Consider the following 18,583-nt stretch of genomic DNA (forward strand, 5'->3'; position numbering starts at 1 on the left):
GCTATTCCAGATACAGAGCAAACCCACAACACGCCCCAAGACCCGAGCGATGAAAGCCGCAACATGCCGGTGATCTAACCCCGTGCAAGTTGCGCGCAGCCTGCGCGGCCACCGCCGGATAGGCCGCGTTAACCGAGCCAAAGCCCCACCCGCCTAGCCACCGCGTTAACCGGGTTACACCGTCGCGCGGGGCGCCACCGATCAGCCCACCCCCCACACAACACCCCACCCACACCCATTGCCGACTCAAGAGAGAGGGACACCACACCGTCACCACCAGCCCCCAAGCTGTACCGATCCATGGGGTTTATCGGGAGCGGCCTGCGGATCCTGAACCTTCCCATTGCATCCCCCATGCAGAGCGGTCATCATGGCGGTTGGATTAAAAACAGCCCAAGAATGGTCCCATGGATAGCAACGACGCCCCCTCCTGGAAAAAGGTTCTGAGTGTTTTTGAGCTCAACAGCGCCATCCGCGATCTGTTAGAGGACACCTTTGCCCATGTGCGTGTACAGGGTGAGATCTCGCGCATCAGCGCCCCCGCCTCGGGCCATGTCTATTTTAATTTGGTGGATGATCAAGCCCAGATCCGTGCGGTGATCTGGCGGGCCACCAAAATGCGTCTCCCCCACCAGCCCCGCGCCGGGGAAGAGGTACAGATCACCGGGCGCATAGGGCTCTATCCACCCCGGGGTGAGTATCAGATTATTGTTGATGCCATGACCCCCAAAGGGGCGGGAAGTGAGCGGGAAAAACTGCTGCAACTGCACCGCAAACTGGCTGGGGAAGGTCTGTTTGATGCCGACCGCAAACGCCCCCTGCCCCACCTGCCCACCACCATTGGTGTGGCCACCTCAGAAACCGGTGCCGCCCTACAGGATATTATCCGTGTTTTAGAGAGCCGCAACCCCGGTTTTCATCTGATTTTAGCCCCCTGCCAGGTACAGGGGTTGGATGCCCCCGACGCCATTGTTCAAGCGCTATATGCCCTAAACCAGGATGCCCGAGCGGATGTCATTATCTGTGGTCGGGGCGGCGGTTCGGCAGAGGACCTGGCCTGTTTTAACAGTGAACAAGTGGTACGGGCCATTGCCGCCAGCGACATCCCCGTGGTGAGTGCGGTGGGGCATGAGGTCGACACCTCTCTGGCAGATTTGGCGGCCGATCTACGTGCGGCGACCCCCTCGCAGGCGGCGGAACTGGTCATGCCAGAGAAGATCGCGCTTAAACAGGAGGTTACCGATCTGGCCTTGCGCATGCAACGCCGCATGCAGGTAGAGTTCAACACCACCCAACAGCGCCTGACCCAGGCTAAACAGCGACTACAACACCCCAACCGGCGCATAGACCAAGCCCGGCTACGGTGCGACGAGCTGCAAATGCGGCTACACACCGCACTGGCCCGGCGACACCCGCAACTGCAACAGCGGCTGAGCACGCTGCAACAGCGGCTGGATAACTGGGCGGAAGGCCCCACCCTGCGCCAACATCAGACCCAAGTTGAGCAGCTCACTCAGCGGGCGACCCAGGCCTTTGGTCACGGGGTTGCGCAGAAAAAAAGCCGCCTAACCAGCGCCCAACAACAGCTCAGCGCCCTCTCCCCACAACAGGTTTTGGACCGGGGGTATGCCATTGTACGGGATCAAAACGGCACCATTGTGCGGGATGCCCACACCACCCCGGAACAGAGCGATGTTACCATTACCTTGGCCAGCGGAAAATTGGATGCCCGCGTGACCAAACAGCACCCATAAGATGATCTGGAGCCCACCATGCACGGACGCCTACTGCTACTGCTAGCGACTCTCTTTTTAAGCCCAGCCAACCTGTGGGCTGCGACCCTGGAGCTTTCCAACACGCTCATTCCAGGCTCAGCTGTGCTGTTAAAGATTAAGGATTTTCAATCCGGTAGCCAGTTTAACGGTACACTGGGTAAAGAGGCCTTTCCCATTCGCGACAACGGCTATGCCTTGATCGCCCTAGATATGTCTGCCAAACCCGGCAGCCTGCCCCTAACGGTGACTGTCACCGCCCCAGACGGCCAAAAGGAGCAACTCCGTCATACGGTTAAAGTGAGCAAACGCAGTTATAAAACCGAACGTATTGACGGCCTACCCAAAAAGAAGGTTGATCTCGACCCTAAGGATCTGGCCCGGGCGGGTAAAGAGACCCGCGCCATTAAAGCCACCTATAAAAGCCGTGGGGCCATACCCGGTTACATCAGTGGTTTTGCCATGCCGACTAAAGGGCGTTTTTCTGGTGTCTTTGGTAGCCGCCGTATTTTAAATGGCAAGCCCAGGCGTCCCCACAACGGGGTGGACATTGCCGCCCCCACCGGCACCCCCCTACGCGCCATTGCCCCGGCCGAAGTGGTGTTAACGGGTCAATCCTATTTTTTTACCGGCAACACCGTGGTTCTGCACCATGGTGATGGCATGACCAGCCTTTATGCCCACATGGATACCATCACCGTTAAAGAGGGCGATATGGTGGCGCGTGGCCAAAAAATCGGCACCATCGGCATGACCGGACGGGTAACCGGCCCCCATGTACACTGGGGCACCATGGTCCGGGGCAAACGGGTCGACCCCTTACTGCTACCGGGCATTCGAGATTAAGCCCCCCTTTTTTGTCGTTTGATTGTGAAGCCCTGGCCTTTTAGACCAGGGCTTCTTGGTCTCAGGCGCCCCCCAACCACACCCAGCAGGTCCGGCCTGCGCCTACCGCCCCTCATGGGCATCCTCAGACGCCCCCTCAGACACGGCCCATCAGCAACCACCCAACACAGAGCTCCCCCCCTAAACACAACCCATCAGCAACCACTCGATAGATAAGCCACCCTGACAACGCCCTAAACATGGCCCATCAGCAACCACCCGACAGATGGTGAAGTGCCTCTTTAATTGAACCGCCCCTGGGTCGATGCACTATGCACGCGGCCCCTGCGAATGATGCCCACCCCACAGCGCACACCCGATCACGCCCCCCACCTTGGGTGAATACCGCCTGACTTCACCCACCCCATACCCAGGCAGACGGCGAAAGAGCTTTTCAACAACACAACAGAGGGAGGCATGCAGACGCTGCCGGTTAATCAGCGTCAACGGCGCTCACGTCATTAGGGCCCCACCAGCCCCCTAAACACAACCCGCCTGCAACCTCCCGATAGATAAGCCACCCTGACAACGACCCAAACACAACCCATCAGCAACCACCCGACAGATGGTGAAGTGCCTCTTTAATTGAACCGCCCCTGGGTCGATGCTCTATGCACGTGGCCCCTGCGGATGATGCCCACCCCACAGCGCACACCCGATCACGCCCCCCTGCGGATGGATGTCTCGACTATTCTCTACAGCTTTGGCCCATGCCTCCTCTTGTTGAAAACCCAGGCAGACCTTACACCATGCTTGCCTTGTTTAATATTGAATGATATATTCATTTTTAAAGCACACCCAACAGGAGCTTGCCGTGCAGGTACGCAAAGCACATATCCGCCAGCAAATTTTAACCGCTGCCGAGCAGCAGTTTGCCCAACGCAACTACAGCCAGGTCACCATGGGGGCCATCGCTGGCCATGCGGGGATCTCTACGGGAAACATCTACACCTACTTCCCCAATAAAAAGGCGCTTTTTCAGGCGGTCCTACCCCCTGAGTTTATAGAGACCTTTTTACAGCTGACCCAAAAGCGTATTGCGGCCTTTAGCCAGCCCCAGGGCCTCTCCCCCCACACCTGTACGACAGAGGCCCAAGAGCTCACGCAATTTTGGATCAACAACCGCCTGAAGGTGATCATTCTACTGGCCAGGGCTGAGGGCTCGGAGCATGCTGACTTTACCCAGCACTACATCCACCGAATGACCGAGCAGACCTTACAACAGCTACCGGATCACCTGCCGACGCTCAAGGTGACCGAGGTGGTGCAGTTTACCTTTAACACCATGCTGGTGAACGACATACACACCTTGGTTTCCATTCTTCAAACCTTTGATGAAACATCCAAAATTCTTAAAGCGTTTGAGGCAGCCGGCACCTACCAAATGGCGGGCTTACAGGCCTTTACAGCCTGGTGTTGCCCGCCAGAAACCCCCTAATCCACACGCACTTGGAGCCGTCATCATGGCAGGGTTACAACTGGCGATTATGACCAAAACGGAACGCAACACCGCCCTACAGCAGATCCGGGATATCATTGGAGAGAACGGCGGTTGGATCACCCACCACACACTTTTTTCCAACCTCTCAGCCACCCTTAATTTTGAGCTTTCAAGCGAACAGATTCCCCTTTTTTTATCGGCACTAAACTTGGCAGGTTACACCCACACGGTAGAAACCCCAGCCAAGGGTCATGGAGATATTTTTGCTCAGATCGCCCTAACCTTTATCCATCACGAACCTGATCTTAAACGGTCCGTACCAGCCTTTGGCTAAGCCCCCAACCGGACCCGCCACGACCCGGTGAATGGGGCTTACCTATAACGCCCCCCTTAATCGTTGGGGCGACAGAGGCCGCACCCCAAGGGTTATGGGGCGGGTTTTGCTCCAATCGCCCGACCCCTTACCCCTCACGAACCAGACTTTTAAACGCACGGTGCCGACCTTTGACCAAGCCCCACACCAGGCCCCCCTAACCGGAGACCCCTTACGGGCTGGCCAGCCTCATCACTTATACAAAGCCCACGCCCCTTAACACTTTTTTTGGGGGGGCATGGGGGCCACATTCCAAGGGGCACGGAGGGCACAGGGGGCAAGCACGCCCCCAAACAGCCACAATGCATGTCGAGCCGGATAGACCACACACCGCGCCGAGCTTTGGCTACCCCCCCAACCGGGCAACACACACGGCCCGGCTGACCCCGCTTACATATAAAAATTCACATCCGCTTTTAATGCTTTGGGCAGAAAACTGGCGGCTCCGACCCAATCGGTAATTTCCGGTATAAAGGCCTGCTGGTCATACTCAAACAGATCAACGGTCATTTGGCAGGCCACCATCTGTACATCAGCTTCCAGACAGAGCTCACGCAGCTCAGCCACACGGGCTACCCCTTTATTATCCATCGTTTTTTTCATCATACCCGTCGCCATAGACTCAAAACCCGGCATCATGGCCATAACAGAGGTGGGAATCGTTAGATCCACCCCCTTGAGCACACCACTGGGCATTTTCATGGGCATGGCCGGGTTACCCAACGGCGTGACCTTAAGATCCAGATCTTTTTTGAGTAAATTCAGTCCGTAGAAGGTGAAAAAAATTGAAACATCCCACCCCAGCGCCGCTGCTGTTGAGGCTAAAATAAAGGGGGGATAGGCCCAATCTAAGGTGCCTTTGGTGGCGATAATGGTCATGGCCGGCGTGTGGTTGGCCGCCTGCATGGCCATACGCTGATCAAAGCGGTCATCAAACCACTGTTCCATCTGCTCGAACTGAACGGGGGTAACAGCCTGTTCCATTGCTTTTCTCCCTTAAACTTTACGAATTTGAAAAACAAAATTGGCACCATCCTCTTCCGCAGCCATCAAGTGATGGCCCGTCTGTGCGCAAAAAGAGGTCATATCCTTGATCGAACCCGGATCAGAGGCCATCACCTGTAACACCTCCCCCGTTTGCATGCCTTTGAGCCTTTTTTTGGTTTTAACGATCGGCAACGGGCAGTTCATACCCCGGGTATCTAATTGATGCGTTTGTTGTTGCATGAGGGTTCTCCTCCTCGTGAGTTGACTGGTCGGTCAAGTCCTGGTGCTAAAAAAACGCCTCAACCCTGAGGCGCCTGTGACCGCCATATATAAGCATATCGCTATATGCTTATATCCAGCAATAGGTTGACCGGTCGGTCAAGTCAAGATTTTTTTATCTCCCCCCCCCCCATAAACAGCCCATACACTTCAGAGATGCAGAACACCCATGCCTTGAACCATAAAGAACTTTTGCCCCATCCAACACAAACCTTATGGATAGCCCCCCAGACACCACAACCCCCAGCCCACTGTGGATAGATGCGGATCGTACCACGGATCCATGGCACCCGACTGGTTCAAGCGCTGTGGTGCAGACCTCGCCACGGACCCTCCTTGAGGGGTCAAGGCCTCTCGCCCCGAGCGTTCTCACGGTAGGGTCAGCGGTTAAAGGCCGATCCCCAAAAGCCACACCCGCAGCATGGAGCCCTCTTGTCGGCATCACCAGCCAACCGAGCCCACAGCTAACCTAGGCTCTGCGTGCCGATATGCCATCCTGTTGGGCCGTGCCATGCGTGTTGTGTCGAAGATCTACTTAAGGGGGGTCGATGCTGACCAGCAGGCACGGCTTACAGAGACAAGAGCTCTATGGCCCTTACCCCCATCACCGGGTTTTCGATGGATCTATACCGACCAAGAGGTGCATCAACAGGTGTGGGTGCCGGATCGATGCCGATCACTTAAAGCACGCTCAGAGAGCAACAGCCCATGGCGACACCGACCCCCTGGTTGCCCACCGGCCAGGGGGGGGAGAACAGCCCACCACCAAACGATGACTCTAAGCGATACAAGCAGAGGATGAGGAAAAACAGACCGAATGATCAAGCGCCATACCGCCCTAAAGGTGCAGAGATAGCGCACCCGCTCAAAGAGCGTCCCCCAGCCGAGCCTCTATAACAACACACCATCGCGCTGCCCTAACAGAGGTGGACAGGGGTGCCGAGCCATGAACATAGGGGTGGGATATAGGCGCTGCAGATCATCACCGACGGCAAGACTAAAGCACCGCCTTTAGAACAGATCAGCCACAGCCGATTCCGGCAGGGTTATGCCAAATTCATTTTGCAAAACATGTAGATAAGCTTGGGCTGTGGGTATACATTTTTCCTGACGCTGGCCATCCTTGGTCTGCAGGTACACCCCATCGGTCAGGGTTTTGCGCCCCCCTGGCATGGGACGGGTCACCAGCCGCTTTTGGGTAAAGATCGAGTCGGCTGAGGTTTGGGTATGGTGACATGCCGACTGAAAATCAGCCCGTTTTTGAGGGGTCACCTTAAACGCATAACGTGGCTGCCACGCGTTATCTTGCTCCAAAAAAAGTGCCAGATAATCGGTCGCATAAGGGCCAACGGTATAGAGGGTATCCTCCCCCTGCACACGGGTTGGGTTATGGATTGAGAGCGGCTGACCAAACACCTTACCATTGCCCACATCCACCAAATAACACGCCCCCTCCCAATGAACAAGCAGGGCCATATGGTCTGTTTTACCGCGCAGGGCATCCCCCGGGAACATCTCCGCCGCAATAAAATCGACCGCGTAACCCAGTGAGGTAAGCAGATCGTAAAACAGACCATTCAGCTCATAACAGAGCCCACCCCGGCCTGCTTTTACCAGCTTATCAAAAACCCCCTGGGGGGAATAATCCAGGGGAATCTGCTGGTGTATATCCAAATTTTCAAAGGGAATATGGGTGAGGAATTGCTGCTGTAATGTCGCCAGCAGTGCCAAGCTTGGCACGCAGGTTCCATCGTAGCCAATGCGGTGTAAAACGCGTTCTATATCCATGGGCAACCTCCACTTGGCCGACCTTAAACAGGGCACCCCCTGCTGAAAAGGGGGCCACACGACAGCTCATGGCCTGACCGAGAGATAGACATCTCTTAAGGGCTAAAAGATAAAGGGATCACCCCATTTGGTGTGACCCAAGCCTGCACGCTGCCGCCGCCCGACACCAACCACGGAGCAAGCAACCCTTAAGATAGGCAGGTTCCACACAGCAGAAGAGCGCGCAGATAGGAGGGGATTAGGATAACAGCTGGATATATCGAGCCGTTCAGCCCCCCAAACAGACCATTGCAGAGGATTAAGCCTGCTCAATGCGCACCGTTTTAAGGGCAGGACCCAAGGTACGAACCACCTCCGGATCATTACGGGTTTTGGCCAGCAAAATCACCCCTTCCAAAAAAGCCAACATCGCTTGAGCGGTGGCCGGTACATCCATCGGGGCCAGCTCCTTTTGTGCCACCGCCTCTTCCAGGGTGGCATGAAACTGGGCACTGGCTTTTTCAAATACCGCCGTCAAGCGGGCCCGCAACAGTTCATCACGGGTAGAGACCTCTAACGCTAAATTACCAAACAGACAACCCGGCATACGCTTTTGTTGATCTTTATCCTGGGCCGCCTTCTGCCAGTAATAGATGGCATCGACCATATATTCCAAACGCTCCATAGGGGGCAGCGCCCGATCAAAGGCCTCGGCCACAAAGCCCAATGCCCAGGCATCGGCCATCACATCAATCACCGCCATCACCAGCTCTTGCTTGGAGGCAAAAAAGTGATAGAAGGAGCCTTTTTGCACCCCAGCACGGTCGCAAATCTCTTTAATGCCCACATCGGCATAGCTGCGTCCATGGAACAGTTCACGAGCGGTCTCTAAAATACGGGAACGGGTATCGGTCTCTTTAGTCATAGTACCGTTAAGCTTACATGGAATGGACCGGTCGGTAAAGCAACGACACCCCACCGGTAACAGCCCCCCCTTGGGCGGAAATCAATACCGTAACGAGCATTGCAATTTTGGCGAATTTCGCCTATTTTGAGCTATTTTCCCCGGTTCGGACAGACGACGGCCCCCTTTCCTTCTAAGCAGAGCGGAAAAACAGCCATGAGCGGTGACAAAAAACAAGGTTTTGAAGCCTCCTTGGAACGACTGGAAACATTGGTCGGCGACCTTGAGCGGGGCGAGCTCCCCTTAGAAGAGGCTTTATCGGCCTATGAAGAGGGTATGAAACTGGCCAAACAGTGCCAAAAGCGGCTAGACAGTGCCGAAAAACGTATTGAGAAAATCGCCACCCCCGCCCTGAGTGACGAGGAGGCTTAAGACCATGGAACTAAAAAGCTACTTAGCCGACCAAAAGCACCTGGTAGAGAGCGCCCTGGACCGTCTGCTGCCCACCGCCGACCGTGAGCCACGCCGCCTAACCGGTGCCATGCGCTATAGCCTGTTGATTGGCGGCAAACGCCTACGCCCCATCCTAACCCTGGCCTGTTGTGAAGCGGTTGGGGGGAGTTCAGAGCGGGCCATGAACTATGCCTGTGCGCTGGAGTGTATTCATACCTACTCCTTAATCCATGATGATCTACCGGCGATGGATGATGATGATCTGCGCCGGGGCCACCCCACCTGTCACCGACAGTATGATGAGGCCACCGCCATTTTAGCGGGTGACGCCCTGTTAACCCACGCTTTTGAGCTGGCGGCCAAACCGGTATCGGGTGTCTTGCCGGAGATCCGCTTGGATCTAATCCGTGAACTTTCTCTCGCAGCGGGAACCCACGGCATGGTCGGCGGTCAAATGCTGGACATACAAGGTGAAAAACGCCCGTTGGAGCTGGTTGCCCTACAGAACATCCATATCCACAAGACCGGTGCGTTGATCCGGGTGGCCTGTTTGGCTGGGGCCAAGCTGGGCGGTGGCACCCCTGACCAGGTCAAACGTTTAAAGCGCTATGGCGAGGCACTGGGGCTGGCGTTTCAGATTACCGATGACATCCTGGATGAAGTGGGCGATGCCAAAACCCTAGGTAAACCGACGGGATCGGACCGCGCCCTGGATAAAGCCACCTACCCCAAACTGATGGGGCTGGCCCAGGCCAAAGAAGCTGCGGAAAACCTGATTGAGCAGGCACACAAGGCGCTCTCGACCTTTGGAGCCGAAGCAGATCCGCTACGGCAGCTGGCCAATTTTGTCATTGCCCGCACCCACTAAATACAGATCGTCTGCACATACTTAAAGAATGCGACTATGACCACCCTACTCTCGACCATTGAATCCCCTCAGGATCTCCGCCAACTGGGCGAGGCGACCCTGCCTCAGGTTGCGCAAGAGATGCGGGACCATATTATTGAGTGTGTCTCCCAATCCGGCGGGCACCTTGGCGCAAGCCTGGGTGTGGTGGAGTTGACCCTTGCCTTACACTACATCTTCAACACCCCGGATGACCGTTTGGTTTGGGATGTGGGGCATCAATCCTACGGTCATAAGGTGCTAACAGGCCGTCGTGATCAGCTCTCCAGCATCCGGCAGCGCCACGGTTTAAGCGGCTTTACCAAGCGATCTGAAAGCCCTTTTGACCCCTTTGGCACCGGCCACTCCTCTACCTCGATCTCGGCGGCCATGGGTATGGCCCGCGCTTCTAAAGCCAACGGCAGCACCCGCAAAGCGGTGGCGGTTATTGGTGATGGCGCCATGGGTGCGGGTATGGCGTTTGAGGCCCTTAACCACGCCGGTCATGATAATAAGGATCTGGATCTGGTGGTGGTGCTCAATGATAATGAGATGTCCATCTCCCCCAACGTGGGCGCCCTCTCCTCTTACCTAAACCGCATGCTGAGCGGCGGAGCCTACAACGCCTTTCGTGATGGCACCGGCAAGGTGTTAAAGACCATCTCCCAATCGGTGTGGGACGCGGCAAAAAAAGCTGAAGAGCATGTTAAAGGCATGGTCATGCCCGGCACCCTGTTTGAAGAGCTGGGCTTTACCTACTTTGGCCCCATTGACGGGCATGACTTTGACACCCTGCTGCCCACCCTGCGCAATGTACAGAAATTGGGCGGCCCCATTTTGCTCCATATCATCACCAAAAAGGGCAAAGGGTTTACCCCGGCTGAAGAGCACCCTTGCACCTACCATGGTGTGGCACCGTTTGATAAAGATACCGGCGCCATCCAAGCAGGCAGCAATGGCGACTCCTACACCAAAGTGTTTGCCCAAGAGCTGTGCAAGCTGGCAGAGAATAATCCAGAGATCCACGCCATCACCGCGGCCATGCGTGAGGGCACCGGTCTGAACCTGTTTGAAAAACAGTTTCCGGAACGCTTTCATGATGTCGGCATTGCCGAACAGCATGCCGTTACCTTTGCTGCAGGGCTGGCGACAGAAAATCTACTGCCGGTGGTGGCCATCTACTCGACCTTCATGCAACGGGCCTATGATCAGCTGATTCATGATGTCGCCTTGCAGGATCTACCGGTGATTTTTGCCCTCGACCGGGCGGGTCTGGTGGGGGCCGATGGTGCCACCCATGCGGGGGCCTATGATCTCTCCTTTTTGCGTGCAGTACCGGGCATGATCATTATGGCCCCAGCGGATGAAAATGAACTCCGCCATATGCTGCATACCGCCGTGGCCCTTAAAAAACCGGTGGCGCTACGCTACCCACGGGGCAGCGCGATGGGCCTGGAAGTAGAACCCCCCCAGGTGCTGGAGCTCGGTAAAGGGCGCTGCCTACGCAAGGGACACCAAGCCGCGATTTTGGCTGTCGGGCAACCGGTTCACCCTGCGATGGAGGCTGCTGAGCTGCTTGAACAAGAGGGGATCTCCACCTCGGTCTATGATGCCCGCTTTGTTAAACCCCTGGATCACGCCATGCTGCAAGAAGTTGCCATGCATGATGTGATTTTGGTGGTGGAAGAGAACGCCGTGCAAGGGGGCTTTGGCAGTGCGGTGCTGGAGTTCTTTAGCAGCCAGGGCGCGCTGGATAAAGGGCTAAAAATTCGCTGTATTGGCATCCCCGACCGTTACATCCCCCATGGCACCCAAGGGCAGTTGCGTGGTGAGATTGGGCTGGATGCCAAAGGGATCGCCGCCACCCTGCAAGAGCTGCTGTAAGGCTATAACGGGGCTTGGCATAGAGCGGCCCTGCCCCCTAAACGCGGCCCAAGCGACCTAACCCGTTGGTGCCACACCACGGCTGTGCCCAGGGTTGGCCACCAGCATATGGGCCCGCTGTGCGCTTATAGAGCGGCCAGACAGCCGCCAAACAGGTGTTTCTTTTTTCGATTGTTCCTGCTCTTTTTTGGCGATCCCCCCATGTCACACAAAGCCCCCAAACAGCGCCTGGATACACTGGTTCTCAACCTCGGCCTGGCCACCAGCGAAGCCCAAGCCCGTAGTTTAATCATGACCGGGCAGGTGTTGGTGGATGACCACCCAGCGACCAAAGCGGGGGCGCAGGTGGCACAGAGCGCCCCTATTCGTTTAAAAAACAGCCATAAAAGCCGTCAGTGGGCCTCCCGCGGGGGGGATAAACTGGTGGCGGGGCTCGACCATTTTAAACTGGACCCCACAGGTATGATTGGCCTGGATATTGGGGCCTCCACCGGTGGCTTTACCGATCTACTGCTGCAGCGGGGCGCGACCAAGGTCTATGCAGTGGATGTGGGTCATGGTCAACTGGCTTGGCGCTTGTTGCAGGATGAACGGGTGATCAACCTGGAGCGCACCAACGCCAAAGATCTTACCCCAGCGCTCATTGGTGACCCCATTGATATTTTGGTCTCGGATGTGAGCTTTATCTCCCTAACCAAGGCCCTGCCCGCACCACTGGCACTGTTAAAGTCCGGGGGGGTTGGGGTGGTCCTGGTTAAACCCCAGTTTGAGGTCCCCCGTGAGGTTGAAATGACCGGGGGTGTGGTGCGGGATCCGCAGCTACAACAGGCCTGTGTGGCACGCATTACCGTGTGGTTGCAAGAGCAGGGCTATGCGGTGCATGGTCACACCCCATCCCCCATTAAAGGGCCCAAGGGTAACCAGGAGTATTTGCTCTATTTTTCCAAACCACACACCTAAGCCCCCATAACCATTGCACCGAACCTGGGTTGCACGTAAGCTTTTAACGTTTTTAGGCTTCTTTAGTGGGATAATGATCCAATGCCATACACCCGTCACCTCCTTGCACTGCTACTGGCCACCTTGCTGCTGCTCCCGACCCTGAGCGGAGCTGAAGAGGAGGAGGATCGGGAGTTGGTGACCCTCGACCCCATGCAGCAAAAACAGATGCAGGCCAATATGCGGGATCATCTGGCCGCCATCAACGAGATCATCGGGGCCCTGGCTGAGGGGGACTATCATGCCGCAGGGAACATTGCCGAACAGCGTTTAGGGGTTAGCGCCCGCCATAAACATGGTCGGCCCGGCATGGGGGCTTCTATCCCAGACTCTATGCGTGCCTACGGTCTCTCTATGCATCAAGCCGCCAGCAACTTTCCCATCGCGGTGCAAGATGCCCAAATGGAAGAGCCTGAAGATCAGCTGCCTTTAATCTTTTCTGCCCTACAAGAGATCACCGACAACTGCGACGGCTGTCACAGCAGCTTCCGTATTCGTTAATATACACCGCACCCGGCATACCGCCCCCAGCAACCCCTGGCACACCCTGCGGGTACTCCTACTGCTGTTTGCCCTGGCGCTGGCCCCCACCCCCCATCTACCTAAAGATCATGGGGGGCAGACCCATGCCCAGCAGAGCATGCATCAGGCCCATGGGGGTATCCACAATGCACAAGGTGAACACGCCGCTCACCCTGTCACATCCGCCCCTCAAGGGGCAGACCTCTCTCACCCCAGCCACACCGCCCCAAGCGACCACGGCCACCTGCACAGCGGCGGCCTACATGACCATATGGGGGATATGCTGGTCGCGCGGAGCCATCCCCCCGCTCACACCACGGGGCAGCACCCGCAGCTCATGCTGGCCAATGCCGCACCCAACGGTTTTTTTGACCCCCTAGAACGCCCACCTGCCCCACATGCCTGTTACCTGACCTAACCCGGAAACACCGCTCATGCTGTATCCCCAAGATGCGACCCTCTGCCCTGCCGCCATGGTTTGGCAGGGTCGAACCCCAGGTCATGCTGCATGAAATTTCCGGGCTAACTTCTCTCAATAAAAGGGTCAGCACCCAACTGACCACACGGAAGGAACAGACCATGTCGCATGGGATCATGCGTCGCCTACCCATGCCTACATCCCAACGTTGGATATTGCTTATGGCGGCCACACTCACACTGTTTATGCTGTTGAGCAACCCAGCACTGGCTCACGGGGTTGCCCATGGCGACCGTATGTACAGACAACAGGCTCAAGGGGTTTTGACCCTCCCCTTTCTATACTTGGGGGCCAAACATATGGTCACCTGCTGTTTCTGTTTGGGGTGATTTTTTTTCCACTACCGGCTCAAAGAGGTTGGCCTGTATGTAACCCTGTTTGCTGTGGGTCACACCCTCACCCTGCTCACAGGTACCTTACTTAACCTTAACGTTAACGCCTATTTGGTGGATGCGATCATCGGTCTTTCGGTGGTCTATAAGGCGTTGGATAATATGGGCGCTTACCAAAGTTGGCTGGGGTGGCAACCTGACACCACAAAGCCACCTTTATCTTTGGCCTGTTTCACGGGTTGGGCTTGGCGACCAAGCTGCAAACATTTGACCTACCGACCCAAAACCTGTTTAGCAATCTGATCGCTTTTAACATTGGGGTTGAGCTGGGGCAGATCCTAGCCCTTAGCGTACTGCTGCTGTTCATGACGGTGTGGCGCAAAAGTCCACACTTCACCCGTCACGCTTTTACCGTTAACACCTGGTTAATGGCCGCAGGTTTTACCCTGATCGGCTTTCAACTCACCGGCTTTTTCCTGGCTTAAGGGGGTAGAACACCATGCATGCAAAGCCACAACAACACCCCGCATGCCCCAGTCAGCAGCAGCTACGACGCGCCCTGTTCCAGGCCCTGATCATGGCGACCCTATTACTGCTGCTTTGGGTACTACCCACAGCCTACCGGCTGGACCCCACCGGGCTTGGGCAAAACTGGGTTTGATGACACCCTTAACAGAAACCGAGGATATCATTGGCCAAATCATCACCCAAGCCCCCGCTCTTCCAGCCCCACCAGCGGCCCCTACACCCGCCACACAACCGGAGGTCGCGGTGGCCACAGCCCAGCCGCCCCTTAACCAGGACACCATGGAACTGACCCTGGCCCCCAACCAGAGTGCGGAGATTAAACTGGCCATGGTGCAAGGCGATGAAGTGCACGACCAGTGGACGGGCAATGGTGGACGCCTAAACTATGATACCCACGCAGACCCCTTTGATCATCCAGACGCCTACCACAGCTATGATCGGGGTCGCCACGTAGGTCGTAAAAAGGGGGTATTAAAAGCCCCCTTTCACGGCTACCACGGCTGGTTTTGGCGCAACCGCAGCCAGCAGACCGTGACGCTGAACCTTCAGGTTGAAGGCCTCTACCAACAGATCAAACGCGTAAAATAAGCCCTTAATGTTCAGCCCCTTCCTAGCTTAAAGGGGGCCGATACAACAGAAGCTTAAGCGCGGCCATTCTTCTAAACAAGGCCTCCAGGGTATGTACCTGGAGGCCGCAACCTTAAAAACGGGGCAACAACCACCTGCTCAGCAGCCCCCTGACTGATAGCCCCCCTAATCGCCCGCAAAAAACCAGAATCAGCCCAGAAGGTTTTGGTGGGACAATAAGCTTAACGGTACACCCTGAGACAGACAAAGCTTACCTCAGCCCGCCCTCACTGCACCAACACAGCTTACAGGTTGCTTGTGTTCTTCAATACCGCGTCACCGTACCCCTTGAGAGAGGGGAAGAAGCCCCCCGCCGACGCTAAAAAAAAGCCTCCAGAATTGAATCTGGAGGCCTTCTTTGACACACAATGTCACTTTAAAGCTCAGAGGCACAGCAACTTAGACGTACCATTTATGCGGCTATTTGGTACTAAAGCGACACACCCCATCCCAATCAACCGGTGGTGGTTCCGCCCGGTAGGTCTCACAACGTTTGACATAAATCTCGGCCAAGGCATCCGCAGGATCTTCGTTAAGAAGGGCCGCAAAGCCCGTGCTTGCCTCATCCCAACGTTGATTAAGGTAGCTCTGCTTGGCCACTTCCCAACGTGCGCAGCGGGCGACCTGATCTGCCGTCACTTTAAGGTGGTCTGGACCTTCGTTGAGCAACCCCAGCAGTTCATACACTTTAACCGGTATGGAGGTCCCCTTGGCCATCACCTGATCCACCGAGCGCACCAAGAAACGATCCCCACACGCCACACGTACCGACTCACTAATCAAAATGGCGGTACCATAATATTTATTCAGCCCCTCAAGGCGTGCGGTCAGGTTAACCGCCGCCCCCATCACCGTATAGTCCATGCGGTCAGAAGAGCCCACATTACCCACCACCATATCGTCGGTATGCAGACCAAAACGGGTGAACATAATGCTCTGTCCATCCGCCTTCCAGCGCGCATTCAACACCCCCATACGGTACTGACTCTCCAGGGCGGAGAGGCACCCTTTAAACGTGTGGTCAGCCACATCATTTGGGGCATTCCAAAAGGCCATAAGGGCATCACCAATAAACTTATCAATGGTACCTTCATGCTCCAACACAGCCCCACCCAGCTCTTCAAAGTAGTCCGAGACCTTCTTCATTAACTGCTCGGGGGGCATGCCCTCAGCCATATCGGTAAAGCTGGCGACATCCGTAAACATCAAGGTCAGCGGCTGACGCTGGCCACCCAACGCCACCTCTGAGTCCGACTGCATCAACTGACGCACCAACGCTTTGGGTGCATAGCGGCCAAACGTGCCCAAGGTAGATTTCATAGAGCCAATGGCATCGGCCAGGGCATCAATCTCTTCAATATTGGAGACCACATCCACCGGATCTTCCAACTCAAAGCGGCTGATCTTCTCTGTCTCACGGGTTAATGCCTTAATGGAACGGGCAATGCGCACCGCAATCCAGTAACTCAGCGGGAACATGAGCACCACGATCAACGCAGAGATGATCAAACTCTGCTCCAGAACACTCTGGATCGGCCCAATAAACTGCCGCAAAGGGGCCGTCAGGGCCAAATACTCCTGCTGGCCAAAATCACCCGGCACTGGCGATAAAGTGCCCAAATGTTTTTCGCCCTCAATCTCTACAATAAAGGTGTGGGCCTGGTTAAAGCTGCGGCCACCACGGGTCTTGTTTTTAAGCAGGCTGTCGATCCAACGGACCAAGGGGTCATTCAAATCCTGCAAACGGGCTGGTACCAATTTGGGTTTTCCGTCATCCGACTTCCCCATCACCATGGCTTTTGAGGCATCGGGATGGGCGGTCAACGCTCCCTTGGCGTTTACACTAAACACCTCCCCTTCTTGGGAGATCTGCTGACGGCGTAGAAAGTCGGAAATAGAGGAGAGGGTTACATCCATCCCCACCACCCCCCGCTTACCAGCATTACTAAACTGACGGGAGAAGGTCACACCAGGCTGCTGCAAAAAAGCGTAGATATAGAGGTTGGATTTAACCGTCTGCTTGGCGGCCATGGCATTTTTATACCACGGTCTTTGGCGGGGGTCATAGCGGGCAGGCTCGGGCTTGTTCTGGCCTAAAGGCTGGCCCATTTCATCCAAAAAAAACCACTGGGCCATACGCTGCCCTTGCCCATTTTCAGCAATACGCTTAATACCAAAATGGGTCTGGGCCGGTGCCCCAAGTTTATCAATCAGCTTACTATGCAGCTTAAAATTGGCGGCCTCGTAAAAATCCCCATTCTCAAACCCAACCAGTACGGCATAGATATCCGAACTGGCTCTAAGGGTGGCTAAGAGATACGCCTGGGCAGGATGGTCTTGATCTAGCACGACATCTGCAGCCAGCACAGGGTTGGCCGCCGCCACATCGGTCAACGCCATAATGGGGGAGTAGACACCATCCATACGCTCAAAAATGGTTTTACTCTTCTCTTCCATCAAGTTCCAGGCGGACTCAATGGTCACCACATGGCTGCGGTCGTAGTTAAACCAGATAATTGAACCCGTTGCCCCCAACAAAAGGATCGACAAAACGCTCAAAATATTCAGATGAAACGGAACCTTACGTGTTGTTTTCTGCATATCTGGACACCTTAAAACGATAAAAGCGCCCCAAATGGGCGCTTATGCATCTTAAAACCTGGATATATCTTACCCATTACGCCACCAACGTTCAATCAAATAATCCCGCAAAAACACTCACTTATAAGACAGAATCAGCGATTAAACAGACGCTGCATGGTTAAGTTACCGTTACCGGCCTGATAACAGGCCTGGGCTAAAAACAGCTCACCACAGGCGATGGCATCCATCAGCGCATCATGGGCGGCATAGCGGGGCAGATTATAGCGGGTACGGGCCGTAAACAGACGTAACGCGCCGGGCTCAAAGGTTGGGCTACGACGGTCCAGAATCTGCTTTTCAATGATCAGCGTATCCACCGCAGGAATAAGGGGGACTTCACCATACAACTGCTGGCAGGCATTGCGGATAAAGTTGATCTCAATGGGGCAGTGGTGGGCAATAAGAACATGCCCTTTTAGGGCATTTAAGACACGGGGCATCACCTCAGCCAGGGACTCCCCGTGGGCTTCGGCATGGTCATCGGTAATACCATGTACCACAGCAGAGTCATGAGAGATGGCATTTTCAGGACGGATCAGATAGTGGGCGCGATCTTTAAGGATCAAACGGCCATTACGCACGGGGGCATAGCCCACACTAAGAATTTCACTTTTTTTAGGATCTAGGCCGGTGGTCTCCAGATCCAAGGCCAAAAACTTGACATCCCGGTAATCGGTTTTGGCATCGACAATGGGTACTGAGAGAAAATCTCGGATGGGTTCACTTTTTGCTTTTTCAAATAAGCGTTTTCTTTGCCACTCCATAAAGGTGCGTTTAAACAGCATATTTCCCCCGAAAAATGAATAACTAATGCGCTACCAAC

General features: G+C 55.4%; 18 protein-coding genes and 1 pseudogene. 13 read left to right on the forward strand and 6 right to left on the reverse strand.

What is annotated here, in order from left to right:
- Window positions 1-407: 407 nt before the first annotated feature.
- From xseA to V5T57_RS07230, 4 genes are all read left to right on the forward strand, one after another.
- Complete coding sequence (xseA, locus tag V5T57_RS07215) at window positions 408-1,754, forward strand: exodeoxyribonuclease VII large subunit (RefSeq protein WP_332890508.1); 1,347 nt, start codon at window positions 408-410, stop codon at window positions 1,752-1,754.
- A gap of 18 nt (window positions 1,755-1,772) precedes the next feature.
- Entirely contained in the window at window positions 1,773-2,618 is an 846-nt protein-coding gene (locus tag V5T57_RS07220; RefSeq protein ID WP_332890509.1) for a M23 family metallopeptidase, read from the forward strand.
- A gap of 853 nt (window positions 2,619-3,471) precedes the next feature.
- The gene (locus tag V5T57_RS07225; RefSeq protein WP_332890510.1) at window positions 3,472-4,095 is read left to right on the forward strand and encodes a TetR/AcrR family transcriptional regulator; all 624 of its coding nucleotides are present in this window, start codon (window positions 3,472-3,474) and stop codon (window positions 4,093-4,095) included.
- A gap of 25 nt (window positions 4,096-4,120) precedes the next feature.
- Window positions 4,121-4,432 carry a hypothetical protein gene (locus tag V5T57_RS07230; protein ID WP_332890511.1) on the forward strand — a complete coding sequence of 104 codons (312 nt, stop codon included), beginning with the start codon at window positions 4,121-4,123 and terminating at the stop codon, window positions 4,430-4,432.
- Between the two features lie 429 nt (window positions 4,433-4,861).
- On the opposite strand, the gene dsrE2 is transcribed toward V5T57_RS07230, so the two are convergent.
- From dsrE2 to V5T57_RS07250, 4 genes are all read right to left on the reverse strand, one after another.
- A complete protein-coding gene (gene dsrE2, locus V5T57_RS07235) occupies window positions 4,862-5,455 on the reverse strand; it encodes a sulfur carrier protein DsrE2 (protein ID WP_332890512.1) in 594 nt (197 codons plus the stop codon).
- A gap of 12 nt (window positions 5,456-5,467) precedes the next feature.
- Window positions 5,468-5,698 carry a sulfurtransferase TusA family protein gene (locus V5T57_RS07240; protein ID WP_332890513.1) on the reverse strand — a complete coding sequence of 77 codons (231 nt, stop codon included), beginning with the start codon at window positions 5,696-5,698 and terminating at the stop codon, window positions 5,468-5,470.
- 1,050 nt (window positions 5,699-6,748) lie between these two features.
- Window positions 6,749-7,525: an arylamine N-acetyltransferase family protein gene (locus V5T57_RS07245; RefSeq protein ID WP_332890514.1), complete on the reverse strand. Its 777-nt coding sequence runs from the start codon at window positions 7,523-7,525 to the stop codon at window positions 6,749-6,751.
- A gap of 298 nt (window positions 7,526-7,823) precedes the next feature.
- Complete coding sequence (locus tag V5T57_RS07250) at window positions 7,824-8,429, reverse strand: TetR/AcrR family transcriptional regulator (RefSeq protein WP_332890515.1); 606 nt, start codon at window positions 8,427-8,429, stop codon at window positions 7,824-7,826.
- A gap of 195 nt (window positions 8,430-8,624) precedes the next feature.
- On the opposite strand from V5T57_RS07250, the gene xseB reads away from it, so the two are divergent.
- From xseB to V5T57_RS07300, 9 genes and pseudogenes are all read left to right on the forward strand, one after another.
- Complete coding sequence (gene xseB / locus V5T57_RS07255; protein ID WP_332890516.1) at window positions 8,625-8,840, forward strand: exodeoxyribonuclease VII small subunit; 216 nt, start codon at window positions 8,625-8,627, stop codon at window positions 8,838-8,840.
- Window positions 8,841-8,844: 4 nt separating this feature from the next.
- Window positions 8,845-9,729: a polyprenyl synthetase family protein gene (locus V5T57_RS07260; protein WP_332890517.1), complete on the forward strand. Its 885-nt coding sequence runs from the start codon at window positions 8,845-8,847 to the stop codon at window positions 9,727-9,729.
- Window positions 9,730-9,765: 36 nt separating this feature from the next.
- Window positions 9,766-11,631, forward strand: a complete 1,866-nt coding sequence (gene dxs, locus V5T57_RS07265; RefSeq protein ID WP_332890518.1) for a 1-deoxy-D-xylulose-5-phosphate synthase — start codon at window positions 9,766-9,768, stop codon at window positions 11,629-11,631.
- A 201-nt stretch (window positions 11,632-11,832) separates the two neighbouring features.
- Window positions 11,833-12,591 carry a TlyA family RNA methyltransferase gene (locus V5T57_RS07270; RefSeq protein ID WP_332890519.1) on the forward strand — a complete coding sequence of 253 codons (759 nt, stop codon included), beginning with the start codon at window positions 11,833-11,835 and terminating at the stop codon, window positions 12,589-12,591.
- Between the two features lie 81 nt (window positions 12,592-12,672).
- Window positions 12,673-13,131: a hypothetical protein gene (locus V5T57_RS07275; RefSeq protein ID WP_332890520.1), complete on the forward strand. Its 459-nt coding sequence runs from the start codon at window positions 12,673-12,675 to the stop codon at window positions 13,129-13,131.
- Window positions 13,132-13,270: 139 nt separating this feature from the next.
- A complete protein-coding gene (locus V5T57_RS07280) occupies window positions 13,271-13,570 on the forward strand; it encodes a hypothetical protein (protein WP_332890521.1) in 300 nt (99 codons plus the stop codon).
- A gap of 191 nt (window positions 13,571-13,761) precedes the next feature.
- Window positions 13,762-14,447 (forward strand): annotated as a pseudogene (locus V5T57_RS20890) (HupE/UreJ family protein).
- 14 nt (window positions 14,448-14,461) lie between these two features.
- Window positions 14,462-14,623, forward strand: coding sequence for a hypothetical protein (locus tag V5T57_RS07295; protein WP_332890524.1), 162 nt, complete (start codon window positions 14,462-14,464; stop codon window positions 14,621-14,623).
- Complete coding sequence (locus V5T57_RS07300; RefSeq protein ID WP_332890525.1) at window positions 14,623-15,078, forward strand: hypothetical protein; 456 nt, start codon at window positions 14,623-14,625, stop codon at window positions 15,076-15,078. The genes V5T57_RS07295 and V5T57_RS07300 overlap by 1 nt, the downstream gene beginning before the upstream one ends.
- A 459-nt stretch (window positions 15,079-15,537) precedes the next feature.
- Here V5T57_RS07300 and V5T57_RS07305 read toward each other — a convergent pair whose 3' ends face one another.
- Both V5T57_RS07305 and V5T57_RS07310 read right to left on the reverse strand, forming a co-directional pair.
- Window positions 15,538-17,718 (reverse strand): adenylate/guanylate cyclase domain-containing protein, encoded by a 2,181-nt coding sequence (locus V5T57_RS07305; RefSeq protein ID WP_332890526.1) that lies wholly within the window; start codon window positions 17,716-17,718, stop codon window positions 15,538-15,540.
- Between the two features lie 134 nt (window positions 17,719-17,852).
- Complete coding sequence (locus V5T57_RS07310; RefSeq protein ID WP_332890527.1) at window positions 17,853-18,545, reverse strand: exonuclease domain-containing protein; 693 nt, start codon at window positions 18,543-18,545, stop codon at window positions 17,853-17,855.
- Window positions 18,546-18,583: the final 38 nt, after the last annotated feature.

It is taken from the genome of Magnetococcus sp. PR-3 (assembly GCF_036689865.1).
Classification (GTDB): Bacteria; Pseudomonadota; Magnetococcia; order Magnetococcales; family Magnetococcaceae; genus Magnetococcus.